Origin of the sequence: Streptomyces roseolilacinus (assembly GCF_014649335.1) — a bacterium.
GTDB lineage: Bacteria > Actinomycetota > Actinomycetes > Streptomycetales > Streptomycetaceae > Streptomyces > Streptomyces roseolilacinus.
The window spans coordinates 493133-507022 of the sequence record NZ_BMSV01000005.1; the positions used below are offsets into that span (position 1 = coordinate 493133).

Here is a 13890-nt window from a genome sequence, read left to right on the forward strand (position 1 = left end):
CGTGTTCCCGTCAGGAAACGGCGGGCTGCCCGGTTCAAGGGGTGGAACCGCGCAGACAGGAGCAGGGAAATGCAGCATCGCATCATCGTCCTCGGCGCCGGATACACCGGAGCCGTCGCGGCCGGCCGCCTCGCCAGGCGGCTGCACCGCGACGACGTCGCCGTCACCCTCGTCAACGCCGAGCCCGACTTCGTCGAGCGCGTCCGGATGCACGAACTCGCGGTCGGCCGGGACCTGAGGCCCCGGCCCTTCGGCGAGATGTTCGCGGGCACCGGCGTCGAGCTGAGGCTCGGGAAGGTCACCGGAGTCGACGCGGACCGCAGGACCGTCACCGTCGTCGACGCGGACGGCGACGCCGGGGAGTGCGGTTACGACACCCTCGTCTACGCCCTCGGCAGCGGCTGGGACGACCAGGGCGTCCCCGGCACCGCCGAGCACGCCCACGAGATCGCGAGCCGGCCCGGAGCGCTCCGGCTGCGCGGGCGTCTGGCGGAGCTGGGGGCCGGACAGTCCGTGGTCGTCGTGGGCGGCGGCCTCACCGGTCTGGAGGCCGCGACCGAGATCGCCGAGGCCCGCCCGGACCTCGCCGTCACCCTCGCCGCCCGCGACGGCCTCGGCGACTGGCTCTCGGACAGGGGCCGCGGGCACCTGCGGAGGGTCCTCGGCAAGCTCGGCGTCACCGTGCACGAGCACACCGCCGTCACCGGCGTCGGGGCCGACCGCGTCACCACTGCCGACGGCAGGACCCTCCCGGCCGCGGTCACCGTGTGGACCACCGGCTTCGCGGTCCACCCGATCGCGCGGAACACCACCCTGGAGACCACCGGAACGGGCCGGATCGTGGTCGACGGGACCATGCGCTCGGTCTCGCACCCGGACGTGTACGCCGTCGGGGACGCGGCCTCGGCGACGGGCCCCGGCGGCAAGCCGCTGCGGATGTCGTGCGCCTCGGGCGTCCCCACCGCATGGCAGGCCGCCGACGCCATCGCGGCGCGCCTGACCGGCGGGAAGCTCCCGAACACACCGATCCGCTACTTCAACCAGTGCATCTCGCTGGGCCGCCGGGAGGGCCTGATCCAGTACGTCACCGCCGACGACCGGGCCGTCAGCGCGGCCCTGACCGGCCGGCTCGCCGCCGCCTACAAGGAACTGGTCTGCAAGGGCGCGGCCTGGGGCGTCGCCAACCCGCTCCTCGGCCTGCCGGCCCGGCGCCGCCGCGTCGTACGGGAGGCGGCCCGGACGGGCCCGGCCGCCAAGGCGTCGGCCTGACGCGCACGGTGCGGCGGGCGCCCACGACGCGGGTGCCCGCCGCACCGCCGACCGGGAGCCCCGCCTGCCGCCGCAGGTGACGGGTGGCCTCTTCTGCCGTCGTACGTAGGGGTTTTGACGAGCCGTCACGGACTCGGTGTGCCGCCCGCAAGGCCGGCGTCGCGAGGTGCGTGTCGCGCCGCGCGCGCGTCGCGCCGATCGGGTCGTACGAGGTGGTGGGGACCCTGCCGTCCTCGGCCCGCTCGCGGTAGGGAGCGGGCCCGAAGCGGAAGCGGACGGCGGGCGCACGCAGGGCGGCGGTGGGCCCGGACGAGCGCGGGCTCCCTCCGTCCGTGGGGAGGGAGCCCGCGTGCGTGGTCGCCGTTCCGACGCTGCCGACGACCGTCCCGTCCGTCGTGGTGCGGTCGTGCCGGCGTCGACGGGTCAGTCGTTCGTCTCCTTGTCGAAGTCGTCCTCGCACGCCTCGCGCGCGCTCTGCGTCTTGGCGTGCTCGACGCAGTCGTTGAAGTCCTTGAACTCGCTCGAGTTGACGAGCGACGCACCGATCGCGAGGATCACGACGGACGCGATCAGCCCCAGCGCGCCGAGTACCGCGCCGATGACCGACATCTTCCCGTGCGGCGCCCGGCCCCCGCGTGCCTTGCGCGCGCCGACGACGCCGAGGACCACGGCCGCCAGGCCCAGCGCGATGCCGCCGAAGACGGTCCAGAAGAGGAGCAGCGCCGCGATGCCGAGGACGAGCGCGGCGATCGCCGGTCCGTTGCTCCGCTTCACCTCCGTGTCCGTGTGCGGTCGCGCGTAATCGTCCGGCGTCTGAGGCTGGTTGGAGAGGGACATGCCATCACACTCTTCTCTGTTCCGTCGCAACGGGCTGCCATGCGCGCTCCCTTGTGCCCCGGTACCGGCGACGTATGTCCGCGCCGCTCCGGTACGGCCGCAACGGCTCCCGCGCTCCCTCCCCCCGCCGCGTCCGTCCACCCCGGCGCTACGGCGGGCCGACCCGCGACGGACGGAAGCGCGACGGACCGAGGCGCGACGGACGGAGGCGCGCGGCGGTCGTCCGTCCGGCCGGGGCCCGGCCACCGGCCGGACGGACGACCGCCGCGCGGGCCGTCCGCCGGCGGGCCACGTGCGGGGACGGCCGCCGGGGGCGCCGGAGCACCCAGACGGACCTCCCCACCCAGGCGGACCGCCCCACCCGGGGCACCATGCCGGACACCGTGGCCGATTTCGTACCATAGAGGAGGCGCGCCCGTCGGGGCGCGAGCACGGGCGGGCCGCTCCGGCGGCGACCGTGCGTCCTGTCCCTCCCCGTCCGGCATCGGAGCTCCCAGGTGGTCATGCGGCATCGCCCCAGCGGCACGGACGACGGCCAGGAGGGGCTGTTCTCCGTCGACGACCTGGCGGCCCGGTCCGGTGACGCGCCGGCGGCGCGCCGCCGCGCCTTCCGGGACTCACCGGAGGCCCGCAGGATGCTGGACGTCACCGAGATCCACGCGGAGCCCGCGGCGGCCGCCTCCCACCGGGGCCGGCAGATCATCGCCCGCTTCCCCGAGGCCCGCGTGCTGGAGACGGACTCGCACTGGCGCATCCCCCGCCTGCACGGCAACGAGGGGAACGCGGAGCGCTGGGTGCGGGTCAAGCGCCAGACGCTCGTGCTCGGCGAGCGCTCCTCGCTCACCACGCGGCCCAACGGCCGGTCGGCGGACTGGATCGCCCCCGGCCTCAGCAACGGGTGCGCGATGGCGTGCGCGTACTGCTACGTACCGCGCCGCAAGGGGTACGCCAACCCCATCACCGTCTTCACCAACGTCGAGCGGGTCGTCCACCACCTCGCCCGGCACGTCGCCGCCCAGGGCGCGAAGCCCGAGCCGAACCAGTGCGACCCGCAGGCGTGGGTCTACGACATCGGGGAGAACGGCGACTGCTCGGTGGACGACCTGATCTGCGACAACACGGCGGACCTGATCGACGCGTTCCGCCGCTGGCCCACGGCCAAGGCGTCCTTCGCGACCAAGTTCGTCAACCCGGACCTGCTGGAGCTGGATCCCCGGGGCCGCACCCGGATCAGGTTCTCGCTGATGCCGCACGCCGACTCCCGGACGCTCGACATCCGCACCAGCCCCGTGGAGCGGCGCATCGCGGCGGCGGCGGACTTCCTCGACGCCGGGTACGAGGTCCACTTCAACCTCTCGCCCGTGGTGGTCCGGCCGGGCTGGGAACAGGACTGGGCCGACCTGCTGCGGCAGCTGGACGACGTGCTGCCGCGGCGGGTCAAGGACCAGGCGCGGGCCGAGATCATCATGCTGACCCACAACGAACGCCTCCACGAGGTGAACCTCGACTGGCACCCGCGCGCCGAGGAACTGCTGTGGCGCCCCGGCCTCCAGCAGCCCAAGCGCTCCCAGAACGGGGACCTCAACGTCCGCTACCGCAACACCGTCAAGTCCGCCTCCCTCGCCACCCTGCGAGGGCTGATCGACGCCCGGGCGCCCTGGCTGGACGTCCGCTACGCCTTCTGAGGGCCGCCCGCGCCCCGGCCGGCGCCCCCGGTCACTTCAGCGGGTCGTGCCCCCAGTTCATGAGGGAGTAGCGCCACCTCGTACGGGTGACGTCACCGCTCGGACGCTGCTCGATGTGGCGGTGGACGTAGCCGACGACCTTCCGCATGTGCGCGACGTCGTCGTCCGTGAGGTCGTCCTTCTTCGTGCGGAGCAGTTCCACGATGCGCCGCCCGGAGGAGTGCCCCACGCTCTCGCCCCCGTCGCTCTGCCCGACGCTCAGCGACTCCTCGGTGCCCAGCCACTCCTCCAGCTCGCGGGCGGTCATGTTCACCGCCTCCCCGAACGCGTTCCGCGTCTCGTCCCGGTCCCGTCCCCGGTCCCCGGAGGCCATCAGGAGCCCTCGCCCTTCCTGCGCAGGGCTCCGGGCCTGTGCACGGCGGACCGGCCGGACCGGTCGCTCTCCACCTCGTACTGCGGATCGTCCTCCGATGCGTCCACCGTCCTCCCGGCGGCCTCGGTACGGTCGGTGATCTTCCTCTTCACCTTTCCGGTCACGCGGTGTCCACGGCTCTTCCAGGAGACCGTGTCGCCCTTGCTGAAGTCGTCCTTCTCCGCCACGACGCTTCCCTCCGCGGGACGTGCTGCTTCGGTACGGGGCCGGACGGCGTCCGCCGGGCCGCCGTCCGGCCCGGTCCGCGCCTCGGGCATGGACCTCGGACGATGGGTACCCGGCCGGACGTGGCCCGGCAGCCGGTACGGGTGCACCGGCCCGCTTCCAGGTTCGGGCAGGACGCCCGGGCCCGCATCCGCGCCGTGCCCCTCCGGAGGCGTACGGGCCCACCCGCATCCGGCCCGGGGCACACCGCCGAAGCCCCAGGGCGGAACGCGCCGCCGCCGGGCACCGGCGGACCGCAGACGGACGTGAAAGGTGGACGCCATGACCGAGCCCCTGCGCCCTCCCGGTGAGACACCCCCGGTCGAGGGTTCCACCGCCGAGGCCCACGTCGAGAAGCCCGACGGCGGGATCTGGGAACACCCCCGTGTGTGGCTGACCCTCGTCCTCATCGGCTGCGTCATGGTGGCGGGCTACTTCCTGCTGCGGGTCTTCGAGCTCTGAGAGCCGGGGCCCGGGACGGCAGGCCCCTCCCGCCGCGACCGGCCGGGCGGCACACCGGGGCGCCCCGCCCGGCACGCGGCCTGCCCGCCGCCCCACCGCGCCCCCGTGCCCGCGGGAGCGGGCGCCCGCCCCGTTCCGCCCGGTGGCCGTACGCCTCCACGGGCGGGTACGGCTCAGAGCTTCTCCGCCTCGCGCACCCGGTGCAGGTGGACCAGGACGTCGTAGGCGCGACCGAGGGCGAGGGTGGGCAGGGGGTCGGGCGTGAACACCGAACCGGCGTCGTAGACCGGCCGGGCCCGGTCCAGCCAGGTGCGGGCCGAAGCCGGCACGGTCCGCAGGTCGAGGTAGAAGTCCCGGTGGCGGACCCGGTCGAGGGTGTGCTCGTTCATGCCGGGGGCCGCCGGAGGCACGCTGACCGGCTTCCACTCCCCGTCGAGGGAGGTGTCCTTGGTGAGGAAGGAACCGCCGGCGAAGCCGAAGCCGATCGCCGCGTAGTCCCGTCCGAGGAGGTCGCGCAGGACGGCGCCCTGGGTCCGCGGGTACATGGCCGGGTCGGTGGACAGGTACCCGACGTGGCCGTTGTGGGCGGACAGCAGGATCCTGTGGCCGGTACGGCGCTGCCACCACAGGACGTTGTCGGCCATGACCTGGTCGCGCAGCCGCTCCGCGGCGGTCACCGAGGCCGGGTCGGCGAGGTCGAGGGCGGCGAAGGCGAAGGTCTGCGCGATGTTCCGGGCGTGCTGCACCGTCCACGCGTACTCCTCGCCGCCGGCGTCCTGGTGCGCGGCGACCAGGTCCAGGGCCTCCTGGGCCCGGGCGGCGTTCTGCTTCCGCTCCGCGACCGGCTTGCGCAGGTAGGCGAAGACGTCGTCGAACGGCCGCAGCCCGGCGTACAGCCCGGTGAGCCGCGGCAGCGCCTCCGGCCGGGTCTTCCGTACGGAGGAGGTCACCCGCTCGAAGATGTGGTCGCCGAGCCCGGGGGCCCCGAGGTCGTCGCCCATGAAGTGGACGCGACGGTCCGGGTGCCGGCGGTTGTGCTCGCGCATCCAGGAGATCAGGCTCACGAACTCCTCGCGCTCCCACGGGGACCCGGCCAGGGTCTCCGCCGCGATCCGCCGGGCGTCGCCCTCGCCGCCCTGGAGGTACTCGTCGATCCTGAGCCCCGCCGACCAGCTCATCTCCAGGGCGAAAGTGGTGAAGCCCCGCTCCTCGACGAGGTACCGGAAGACCCGCTCCTTCATGGCGAAGAACTCGTGCGAACCGTGCGTGGCCTCGCCCAGGCCCACCACCTTCGCGTCGCCGACCATGGCGCCCAGCGCCCGCAGGTCGGCGGTCCGGCCACCGGGCTCCGTCGACCGCAGCGGATGCGCGGCCCGCTCCAGCGCCCGTACGACGGCCGCGTCCCGTCCCTCGGCGGACCCCGCCGGAGCGGTCGCCGCCGTCGGCGCGGCGGAGGCCGCCGGTGCCGCGGAGGCCACCGGGGCCAGCAGGGCCGTGGCCGCGACCACCGCCGTCAGCACCGGCAGCCCCCGCCGGCCGGTCGTCTTCCTGAGCCTGGTCATCCTGATCACTCCTCAACCCGGTGATTCCGCAAGCCGACGAAATGATCTTCGCGGGTGCCGGGGGCGGACCGCACTGGGGCGGTCCTCACCTTTCGCCCGGGGGTCAACCCCTGCCCCCACCGGCCTCCCGGGCAGGCCGCCCGGCCCGGGGGCGGGCGGGCGCCGGCACCCCGGCGGCCTCCCGGTCGCGCCGCCCGCCCGGCGCGGAGGCGGCCGCTCACGCGGTCATGGCCCCCGGCAGCCCCACATCGGCCCGACGCGGGGTGCGGAGCCCCGGGCTCATCCCCACGGCCCGGTCCCACGGAACCGGGAGAGCGGGCCCCTCCGCCGGCGGGGCCGAGGCGTGAACGCCGTGGACGAGGCGCCCGGCGCGTCGAGCCGTGACACGAGTACGGCCTCCTGCCGCGCGGTGACGGAGACCCACAGGGCCGTCCCCGTGTCGCCGGCGCCGAAGACCTGCCGCCCCCGCCGCCACGCCTCGGCGTGGATCGTGAAGGGCGCCAGGGTCAGGAGCACGTCGAACTGCGTGTCGTCGCGGACGTCGACGTCGATCCCCATGCCGGGGTCGTCCCTCTCCGACCGCACGCCCTCCGCCACCCCGTTCCGCGCCATCGCCAGCGCGTGCTCGTACGCGGGTACCGCCTCCCGGGGCCAGGCGGCGTCGCTGTAGGCATCGACGTGGGCGCTCTCGATGTCGTCGCGCAGGACGCGGAGCGCCTCGTGGTGAGCGCGCACCACGTCCGCCGCCTCCAACCCGTCCCGGAGGAACAGGTCGCGACGTGGTTCGTCGGGTTCACTGATCATGTGGCTCAGGCTTTCACGCGCCGCCGCCGCCCATGGGACAGGGCCCGCACACCCTCCCGAAGACGAGGGGAGTGGCCGTACGGCGCCGACGGCCCCCGCCCCGCCGCGGCCGGCCGTGCGCCGGCGCTTCGCCGGACGCGGCCCCGGTCCGGGCCCCGCCCGTACCCGACACCGTGCGCACCGCTCGGCTCCGCACCGTCCGGGTGACCCGGCCTCGTTCCCGCGGGGAATCGCCCCAGGGGCGCGGACGACCGCCGATAAGCTGTCGCGGCCCCGGCCCGGGGCCGCTCCGTTCGTCGTGAGGCGGTCGGCCCGCGCCTTCGGAGGACCACGCCCGACCGCAGAGCCATGGAGGTGTCGGTATGACCGGACGTTCGGAGGGAAGGGCGGAACGGGCACTCCCGGTCCCGCCGGTGATCCGTTCCCGCCGGGAGCTGGCCGAACGGGGGGTGGCCTTCCCGGCGGTCGACGTCGCGCCCACCCGGCTGCCGATCACCCCCGGCGGCGCCACGTACCAGATGGCGCAGTCCCTGGCCTGGCTGGACGACCGGCACTTCGCGGTGGGCCGGTGGGACGGCTCGCTGAGCGTCTTCGCGTACACGTCCTCGCAGCCGTACGCCGGATCGCTCATCACCAAGGCCGCCAACAGCCCCGCGTTCCAGGGAGTGCGCACGGTGGTGCCCGTGTCGGACCGGTCGTTCGCCACGTCCAACGACGACCGGTCCCTCGCGCTGTGGAGCTCCCCCGGCGGCACGTGGTCCGACCTGCGACTGACCGGGACCTTCGCCTACCCCCCGTCCCTCGGGGCCGCCACCGGCGGGCGTACGGTCACCACCGGGAACCGGACGGTCGTGATCGGCCACACCAGCGGCCACCTGTCCGTCTGGCGCCACCTCGCCGGACCGAACCGGCTCGAGTTCGTCCGCTCGGTCGATCTGCGCAATCCCGAACCCGTGAACCCCTGGGGGCTGCACGACATCCACGCGGTCGAGGTACTGGACGGCCGGGACGGGACCGACCGGGTGATCACGGGCTCGGAGGACGGCTACGTCTGCGTCGTCGAGGTGCCCTCGGGCGAGGTCCTGTCCCGGACGGTCTACAACCCCGACGCGCAGCGCGGCATCAACGACCTCGACGTGCGGGGCGACTCGCTCCTGGTGGCCAACTGCTCGGTGGGTGCCGACGACCACAACCTCTGGTACTACACCGTCGATCGCGGCACGTGGGGGATCGTCCTGCGGGACAGGGCCCGTCTCGTCGCGGACGCCGACCGGCCGCAGGTCTTCAACTTCAACACCGTCTGGGGGGCCTACTCGGGCGGCCCGTGCTGGTTCGCCTCCACCGAGGAGGGGGCCCTGTGGATGGGCACCGCGGACACCGGGATCGACGTCCTGGGCTACCAGGAGGTGACCAGCCCGCTGGGATCCGCCCTCGGATGGAACGACGCGCCGGGCCGCCTGGTCATGGTCGCCCACGACCTGTACGAGTTCGACACCTGAGGCCGTGGGGGCTGCGGCTCCCGATCCGGGTGGCGTCCCACAGGTGCCGAACGCCGCATCGGCGGACGGTGCCGGGACCGCCGCTCTCCCGTCCCGGCGTACGGTCCGCCGCTCTCCCGCCGCCGCGCGGCCGCGTCCCGCGTGCCGGTGCCCCGGGCTCAGGCGGTCCGCGCGGCGGCGGGCGCGGAGGCCGGTTCCCGGCGGGTCTCCGCCGCCCACCGGGCCACCGGTCCCAGCGCGTACGACGCCAGGAGGAACAGCGCCCCCAGCAGCAGCCAGCCCGTCGTCCCCGTCCCCGTCAGCAGCGCGGTGAGCACCAGCGGCCCGAGCGTGCGGGCGACGGTGACGCCGGTGCCGAAGAAGCCCTGGTACTCGCCCACGCGCCCCACGGGTGCCAGGTCGAAGCCGATCTGCCAGGACCCGGCCGACTGGAGCATCTCGGCGGCGACCAGGAGGACCGATCCGCCGACCAGGGCGGTGATCGCGAACCAGGGCGGGGTCCCCGCCGAGAGGGCGAAGACCGCGCAGGCGAGGAGCATGAGCACGCCGGATCGGCGGAGGGCGCGGGAGGCTGTGCCGAGCCCGGTGACCGAGCGGGCGGCACGGACCTGGAAGAGCGTCACCGCGCCGGTGTTGAGGACGAAGAGCGCGGAGACGAGCCACTCGGGGGCGTCGGTGCGCTCGGTGATCCACAGGGGCAGGGCGAGACTGAGCAGCGGCATGCGCAGCAGCAGCACGGTGTTGAGGAGCGTCACGACGGCGTACGGCCGGTCCCGCAGCACTGCGGACCGCGTGTCCCGGACGGCGCGCACCGGCGCGACGGCCGGCAGCCGCAGCAGGACGAGCGCGCAGAGCAGGAAGCCCAGGGCGTCGACCGCGAAGACCGCGAGGTACGCGGCCCTGGTCCCGGCGGACAGCGCGAGCCCACCGAGTGCGGCGCCCACGGCGAGGCCCGCGTTGAGTGCCGACTGCAGGTGGGCCAGGGCACCGGTGCGCTCCTCCTCGGCCACCAGGCCCGCGAGCAGCGCCTGCCGGGCGGCGGCGAGACCCGACTGGGCGGTGGCGTAGAGGCAGGCGGCCGCGAGGAACGGCAGGAAGCCCCGTACGACCAGGAAGGACGCCACCGCCGCACCGGTCGCCAGGGCGAGGAGCACCGCCGTGCCGCGTGGACCCCGGCGGTCCGCGACCCGCCCGAGCGGCACCCCGACGACCGAGCCGACGGCCCAGGCCACGGTGAGGCCGAGGCCGATCCGGGCGGGTGCGAGGCCGACGACATGGGTGAAGTAGAGGGCCGAGGTGACGTAGTACGCGCCGTCGCCCACGGAATTGCCCAACTGCGCGAGCGTGAGGGTGCGTTGCGGACCGGTGGGCGGGAGCAGGGAGGACATGGCCGCGACGCTACGCACGTTCCGGCCCCCTCGCGTAGGACAACAAGGCGCCTTGCGCCTGGGCCACTTCGGCGGCGGTGCACCTCGCGCGCGGGGCCGGCCCCGCACGGCGCGGCACACCGGAGAGCCCGGTGCGCGGTACGAAGCGGCTCCGGGCGGGCCCGGAGCCGCCCTGCGGTGCCCGGACCGCCGGGCCACCGCTCCGGATGCACCGCGGAAGCCCCCGTGGGAGCCTGGTGGGTAGATGGTCCGGAAGTCCGACCGATCTCGAAGAGCAGCAGGCACGACGCTGCCCGACGGTTCCGGACCCCACGGCTCCGGCCTCCCCGCGTGGCGCCGGGCGGTCCGGCACGTCCGCTCCCCTCCGGCCCGTGACCAGCCACCGCGACGGAGGCGGGCCGGCGACACCCGCACCGCGCGGGAGAAGAGGAGGACCCCGGCATCACGCCACTGCCGGAAGCGGTTGTGGACGGTCGACCAGCCTCCGAAATCCGTCGGCATCTCCCGCCACTGCCCGCCCGTCTTGAACCGCCAGATCACGCCCTCGAACTGCCGCCGCAGTTGCCCGGGGTACGGGCCGTACTCGCCGATCGGCGGGTACGGCCCGATGAACTCCCACTACTCGTCCGTCAGTTGCACTCGCGTCACGTGAGAAGATCTACCGGTCCAGGCCCCGCCGAGAGGGCGCATCCCGCAGATTGACCAGACTCGATATGCGCCCTAACGGCTCAAGGCGTCGGCCGCCACGGTGGCGGCCTTGGCGATAAGAGCGTCGCGGCGGTCGGCGCCCTGCTTGCCGCGGGTGGACATGACCGCCATGACGATGGGGTTGCCACCGTCCTCCGGCCACACCACGGCGATGTTGTTGCGGCCCCCGTATCCGGCGGAGCCGCTCTTGTCGGCTACATCCCAGCCATCGGGAACACCCGCCCTGATGAGCGTCCGACCGGTCATGTTCGTCGTCATCCACTGCCGGAGAAGCTCGCGTTCGTCCCGTTTCAGGGCGTCGCCGAGCAGGAACGCCCGCAGGCTCTCTGCCATCGCACGTGGTGTGCTCGTGTCGCGGATGTCGCCCGGTGTGCCGTCGCTCATCTCCGGCTCGTACCGGTCCATCTCGGTGACGTCGTCGCCGAACTCCTCCAGCACCTCCTCCAGGCCGTCGGGGCCGCCGAGCTCGTCGAGGAGCAGGTTGACCGCCGTGTTGTCGCTGTACCAGAGAGTGGCGGCGCACAGCCCCCGCAGACTCATGCCGGTCTCGACGAAGTTCTCGGACACCGGCGAGTCCGCGACCACGTCGTCCCGCGAGTACGTGACCACCTTGTCGATGCCGTCCGTCCCGTACTTCCGGAGGATGGCGCCCGCCGCCAGCGCCTTGAACGTGGAGGCGTACGCGAACCGGCCGTCCGCCTGGTAGCCGACCGACCGGCCCGTGCCGGTGTCCAGGGCGTAGACGCCGAGCCGCGCGTCGAACTCCCGCTCCAGTGCCCGGAACTTGGGAGCGGTGGGTTCGGTGGCCGCAGCCGACGATGTCGACCGCTTCGAGGCGGCCGGTGAGCCGGGCCCGGACTCGGTCTGCTGACCGCACGCCGGAAGGGCGGCGAGCGCGAGTAAGCCGGCCGCCGCCCAGGCGGCGCCCCGGCGGATGCGAAGCGGGTACGTCATGGAATGGACCTCCAAGCCGTCGAAGGACAAGTGGACCGTGCGAGCCCGGGAAAAGCCCTGGGCGGCGACCACTCTCCGGCCCATGGGTCACCGAGGTCCAAGACGCGGAGGTTCAACTCCATGCTGTTTTGGCATAGTAGGGCGCGTGGATCTTGTTGCGGCATGCCGGGCGTTCGTCAGTGTGAGCGAGCACGGCAGTTTCACGGTGGGCGCGGCAGCGACCCGGACGGCCCAGTCCGTCGTGAGTCGCCGCATCGCCGCATCGCCGCGTTGGAGCAGCGCCTGGGCGAGCGGCTGCTGGACCGGTCGTCGCGGGCGGTGACGCTGACGCCGTTCGGCCGGGACATGCTGCCGTCGGCGAGGCGACTCGTGCAGTCGGCCGATCGGTTCGAGAACGAGGCGGAGGCCGCGCGGCGCCGACCACTGCGGCTCGCCGTTCCCGCCATCTGTCCCACCGGAGCCCTCGCCCGCCTCATCGCGGAGGCGCACGGCCACGGAGTTCTCCTCGACCCGTGTCCCGCAGGGCCCGCGGAGCGGTCCGACCTCGTCACGTCCCGGCATGTGCGTGCGGCGCTGCTCGCGGTGGCTCCCACCGAGGCGGCCTGGACGGTGCCGCTGGGACTGGCGGTCGCGGACGATCCGCAAGGGCCGATCTACCTGGACACCCTGCGCCCCGGCCGGGCCGACCGCGACCGGCGGCCGCGGCGCGTGTTGCTTCAGCCGGAGGACGACGTGCCGCACGTCCGGGACCGTCTCGTCCGCCTGCGCGACGCCGTCGGGCTGCGCCCGGCCCAACTGGCCGTCGCACCCGCCGTGGCCGCCGCTGCGGCGGACGTGCTGAGCAGGGGCGACGCGCTGCTGTGCTCGGCCGCACAGGCCCGCGAACTCCGCCTCCACTGGCGGCCCGTCGGTGAACTCGGCCCGGGCTTCGCACGAGGTTTCTCCCTGGCCGTGGCGGACGAGTCGGACGCCGATGCGATCCGCCTGTGCCAGGCCTGCGCGTACGGCATCGCCCGGTGCCTCGGCGCCACGGAGCACTCGGAGGCAGCCGCATGACCACGGGTACCGAGAGGCTGCTCGGGGAGCTTCGCCGGACGCTGCGCGACGGAGGGCTGTACGGCTCGTTCCTTGTCCGGGACCTGGAGACGGGTGACGAGATCGGTATCGACCCCGACATCGAGTTACCCGTCGCATCCCTCGTGAAGATCCCGCTCGCCCTGGTGACATTGGAACGCATCCGGCGCGGGGAACTCGACGGCGCCGCGGTGATCGTGGTGCCGCCCGGGCGGATCACGACCCCCGGCCCGACCGGCCTCAGCCGGTTCCGGCACGCCGCCCACATCGCCGTGGAGGACCTGCTCTACCTCAGCACCTGCATCAGCGACAACAGCGCCGCCGACGCCCTCTTCGCACTCACCCCGCCCGACCGGGTCGGGGCGGTCCTGCACGAGTTCGGGCTGCGCGGCATCACCGTCCGGCACACCATGCGCGAGTTGATGGAAACCCCGGTGGAGCGTTTCGACCCGGCGGACGTACACCTCGCGCACGCCCTCGCCATCGGCGCCGGCACCCCCGGGCGCGGCCACCGGGTGCCGCAACTCGACATCTCACGCGCCAACACCGGGACGGCGCGGGCCTTCGTCGACCTCCTGCAGGCACTCTGGCAGTCGCGGCCCGGTACCGAGGGCGCCGAGCCCTCGGCGATCCACCCCGACGTCGCGGCACGGGTGCGCGGCTTCATGGCCAACAACCTCGTGCGCAACCGCCTCGCCCCGGACTTCGATTCCGACGCTTCTACGTGGTCGTCCAAGACAGGCATGCTGCTCAACCTGCGCCACGAGGTAGGCGTCGTCGAACACGCCGACGGCCAAACCTATGCCGTGGCCGTCCTGACCGAGTCACGAGTGGCCGCCGGCAGGCAGCCGGGCGCCGACGCCCTCATGGGCCAGGTGGCCCGGTGCCTGCGTGACGAGCTCCGCTCGAGGTGGGGCTAGGGTGCCTGTCCAGTTCGGGGCGACGGCGGGCCAGGTGACGGACAGCCCGCAGTTCACCCCCGTCCTGAAGAAGGTGCGAGTTCTGCAAGGA

The 13890-nt window shown here is 73.9% G+C and carries 12 protein-coding genes and 2 pseudogenes; 6 read left to right on the plus strand and 8 right to left on the minus strand.

Annotated elements, in window-relative coordinates:
• Nucleotides 1-69: 69 nt before the first annotated feature.
• Nucleotides 70-1269 carry an NAD(P)/FAD-dependent oxidoreductase gene (locus IE106_RS15035; protein WP_189534024.1) on the plus strand — a complete coding sequence of 400 codons (1200 nt, stop codon included), beginning with the start codon at nt 70-72 and terminating at the stop codon, nt 1267-1269.
• A 423-nt stretch (nt 1270-1692) separates the two neighbouring features.
• Here the strand turns inward: IE106_RS15035 and IE106_RS15040 are convergent, their stop codons facing one another.
• Nucleotides 1693-2043, minus strand: coding sequence for a DUF4190 domain-containing protein (locus tag IE106_RS15040; protein ID WP_229840440.1), 351 nt, complete (start codon nt 2041-2043; stop codon nt 1693-1695).
• A gap of 566 nt (nt 2044-2609) precedes the next feature.
• Here IE106_RS15040 and IE106_RS15045 point away from each other — a divergent pair.
• Nucleotides 2610-3791, plus strand: coding sequence for a spore photoproduct lyase family protein (locus IE106_RS15045; RefSeq protein WP_189534028.1), 1182 nt, complete (start codon nt 2610-2612; stop codon nt 3789-3791).
• A 31-nt stretch (nt 3792-3822) separates the two neighbouring features.
• Here the strand turns inward: IE106_RS15045 and IE106_RS15050 are convergent, their stop codons facing one another.
• A complete protein-coding gene (locus IE106_RS15050; RefSeq protein ID WP_189534031.1) occupies nt 3823-4164 on the minus strand; it encodes a DUF3140 domain-containing protein in 342 nt (113 codons plus the stop codon).
• Nucleotides 4164-4391, minus strand: a complete 228-nt coding sequence (locus tag IE106_RS15055; RefSeq protein WP_229840442.1) for a hypervirulence associated TUDOR domain-containing protein — start codon at nt 4389-4391, stop codon at nt 4164-4166. The genes IE106_RS15050 and IE106_RS15055 overlap by 1 nt, the downstream gene beginning before the upstream one ends.
• A gap of 319 nt (nt 4392-4710) precedes the next feature.
• Here IE106_RS15055 and IE106_RS15060 point away from each other — a divergent pair, with 319 nt between their 5' ends.
• Nucleotides 4711-4890 carry a DUF6480 family protein gene (locus IE106_RS15060; RefSeq protein ID WP_189534035.1) on the plus strand — a complete coding sequence of 60 codons (180 nt, stop codon included), beginning with the start codon at nt 4711-4713 and terminating at the stop codon, nt 4888-4890.
• A gap of 173 nt (nt 4891-5063) precedes the next feature.
• Here IE106_RS15060 and IE106_RS15065 read toward each other — a convergent pair whose 3' ends face one another.
• Both IE106_RS15065 and IE106_RS15070 read right to left on the minus strand, forming a co-directional pair.
• Nucleotides 5064-6452, minus strand: coding sequence for an erythromycin esterase family protein (locus IE106_RS15065; RefSeq protein WP_189534037.1), 1389 nt, complete (start codon nt 6450-6452; stop codon nt 5064-5066).
• 279 nt (nt 6453-6731) lie between these two features.
• A complete protein-coding gene (locus IE106_RS15070) occupies nt 6732-7256 on the minus strand; it encodes a hypothetical protein (RefSeq protein WP_189534039.1) in 525 nt (174 codons plus the stop codon).
• A 362-nt stretch (nt 7257-7618) separates the two neighbouring features.
• Here IE106_RS15070 and IE106_RS15075 point away from each other — a divergent pair, with 362 nt between their 5' ends.
• Nucleotides 7619-8755, plus strand: coding sequence for a hypothetical protein (locus tag IE106_RS15075; RefSeq protein ID WP_189534041.1), 1137 nt, complete (start codon nt 7619-7621; stop codon nt 8753-8755).
• Nucleotides 8756-8913: 158 nt separating this feature from the next.
• On the opposite strand, the gene IE106_RS15080 is transcribed toward IE106_RS15075, so the two are convergent.
• From IE106_RS15080 to bla, 3 genes and pseudogenes are all read right to left on the minus strand, one after another.
• Nucleotides 8914-10143: an MFS transporter gene (locus tag IE106_RS15080; protein ID WP_229840444.1), complete on the minus strand. Its 1230-nt coding sequence runs from the start codon at nt 10141-10143 to the stop codon at nt 8914-8916.
• 432 nt (nt 10144-10575) lie between these two features.
• Nucleotides 10576-10752 (minus strand): annotated as a pseudogene (locus tag IE106_RS30360) (transposase); the annotation flags it as partial.
• 111 nt (nt 10753-10863) lie between these two features.
• Nucleotides 10864-11805 carry a class A beta-lactamase gene (gene bla / locus IE106_RS15085; protein WP_189534045.1) on the minus strand — a complete coding sequence of 314 codons (942 nt, stop codon included), beginning with the start codon at nt 11803-11805 and terminating at the stop codon, nt 10864-10866.
• 145 nt (nt 11806-11950) lie between these two features.
• Between bla and IE106_RS15090 the strand changes: the two are divergent.
• Nucleotides 11951-12861, plus strand: a pseudogene (locus IE106_RS15090) (LysR family transcriptional regulator).
• Nucleotides 12858-13799, plus strand: a complete 942-nt coding sequence (locus IE106_RS15095) for a serine hydrolase (RefSeq protein WP_189534047.1) — start codon at nt 12858-12860, stop codon at nt 13797-13799. The pseudogene IE106_RS15090 and the gene IE106_RS15095 overlap by 4 nt, the downstream one beginning before the upstream one ends.
• The last annotated feature ends 91 nt before the right edge of the window (nt 13800-13890 follow it).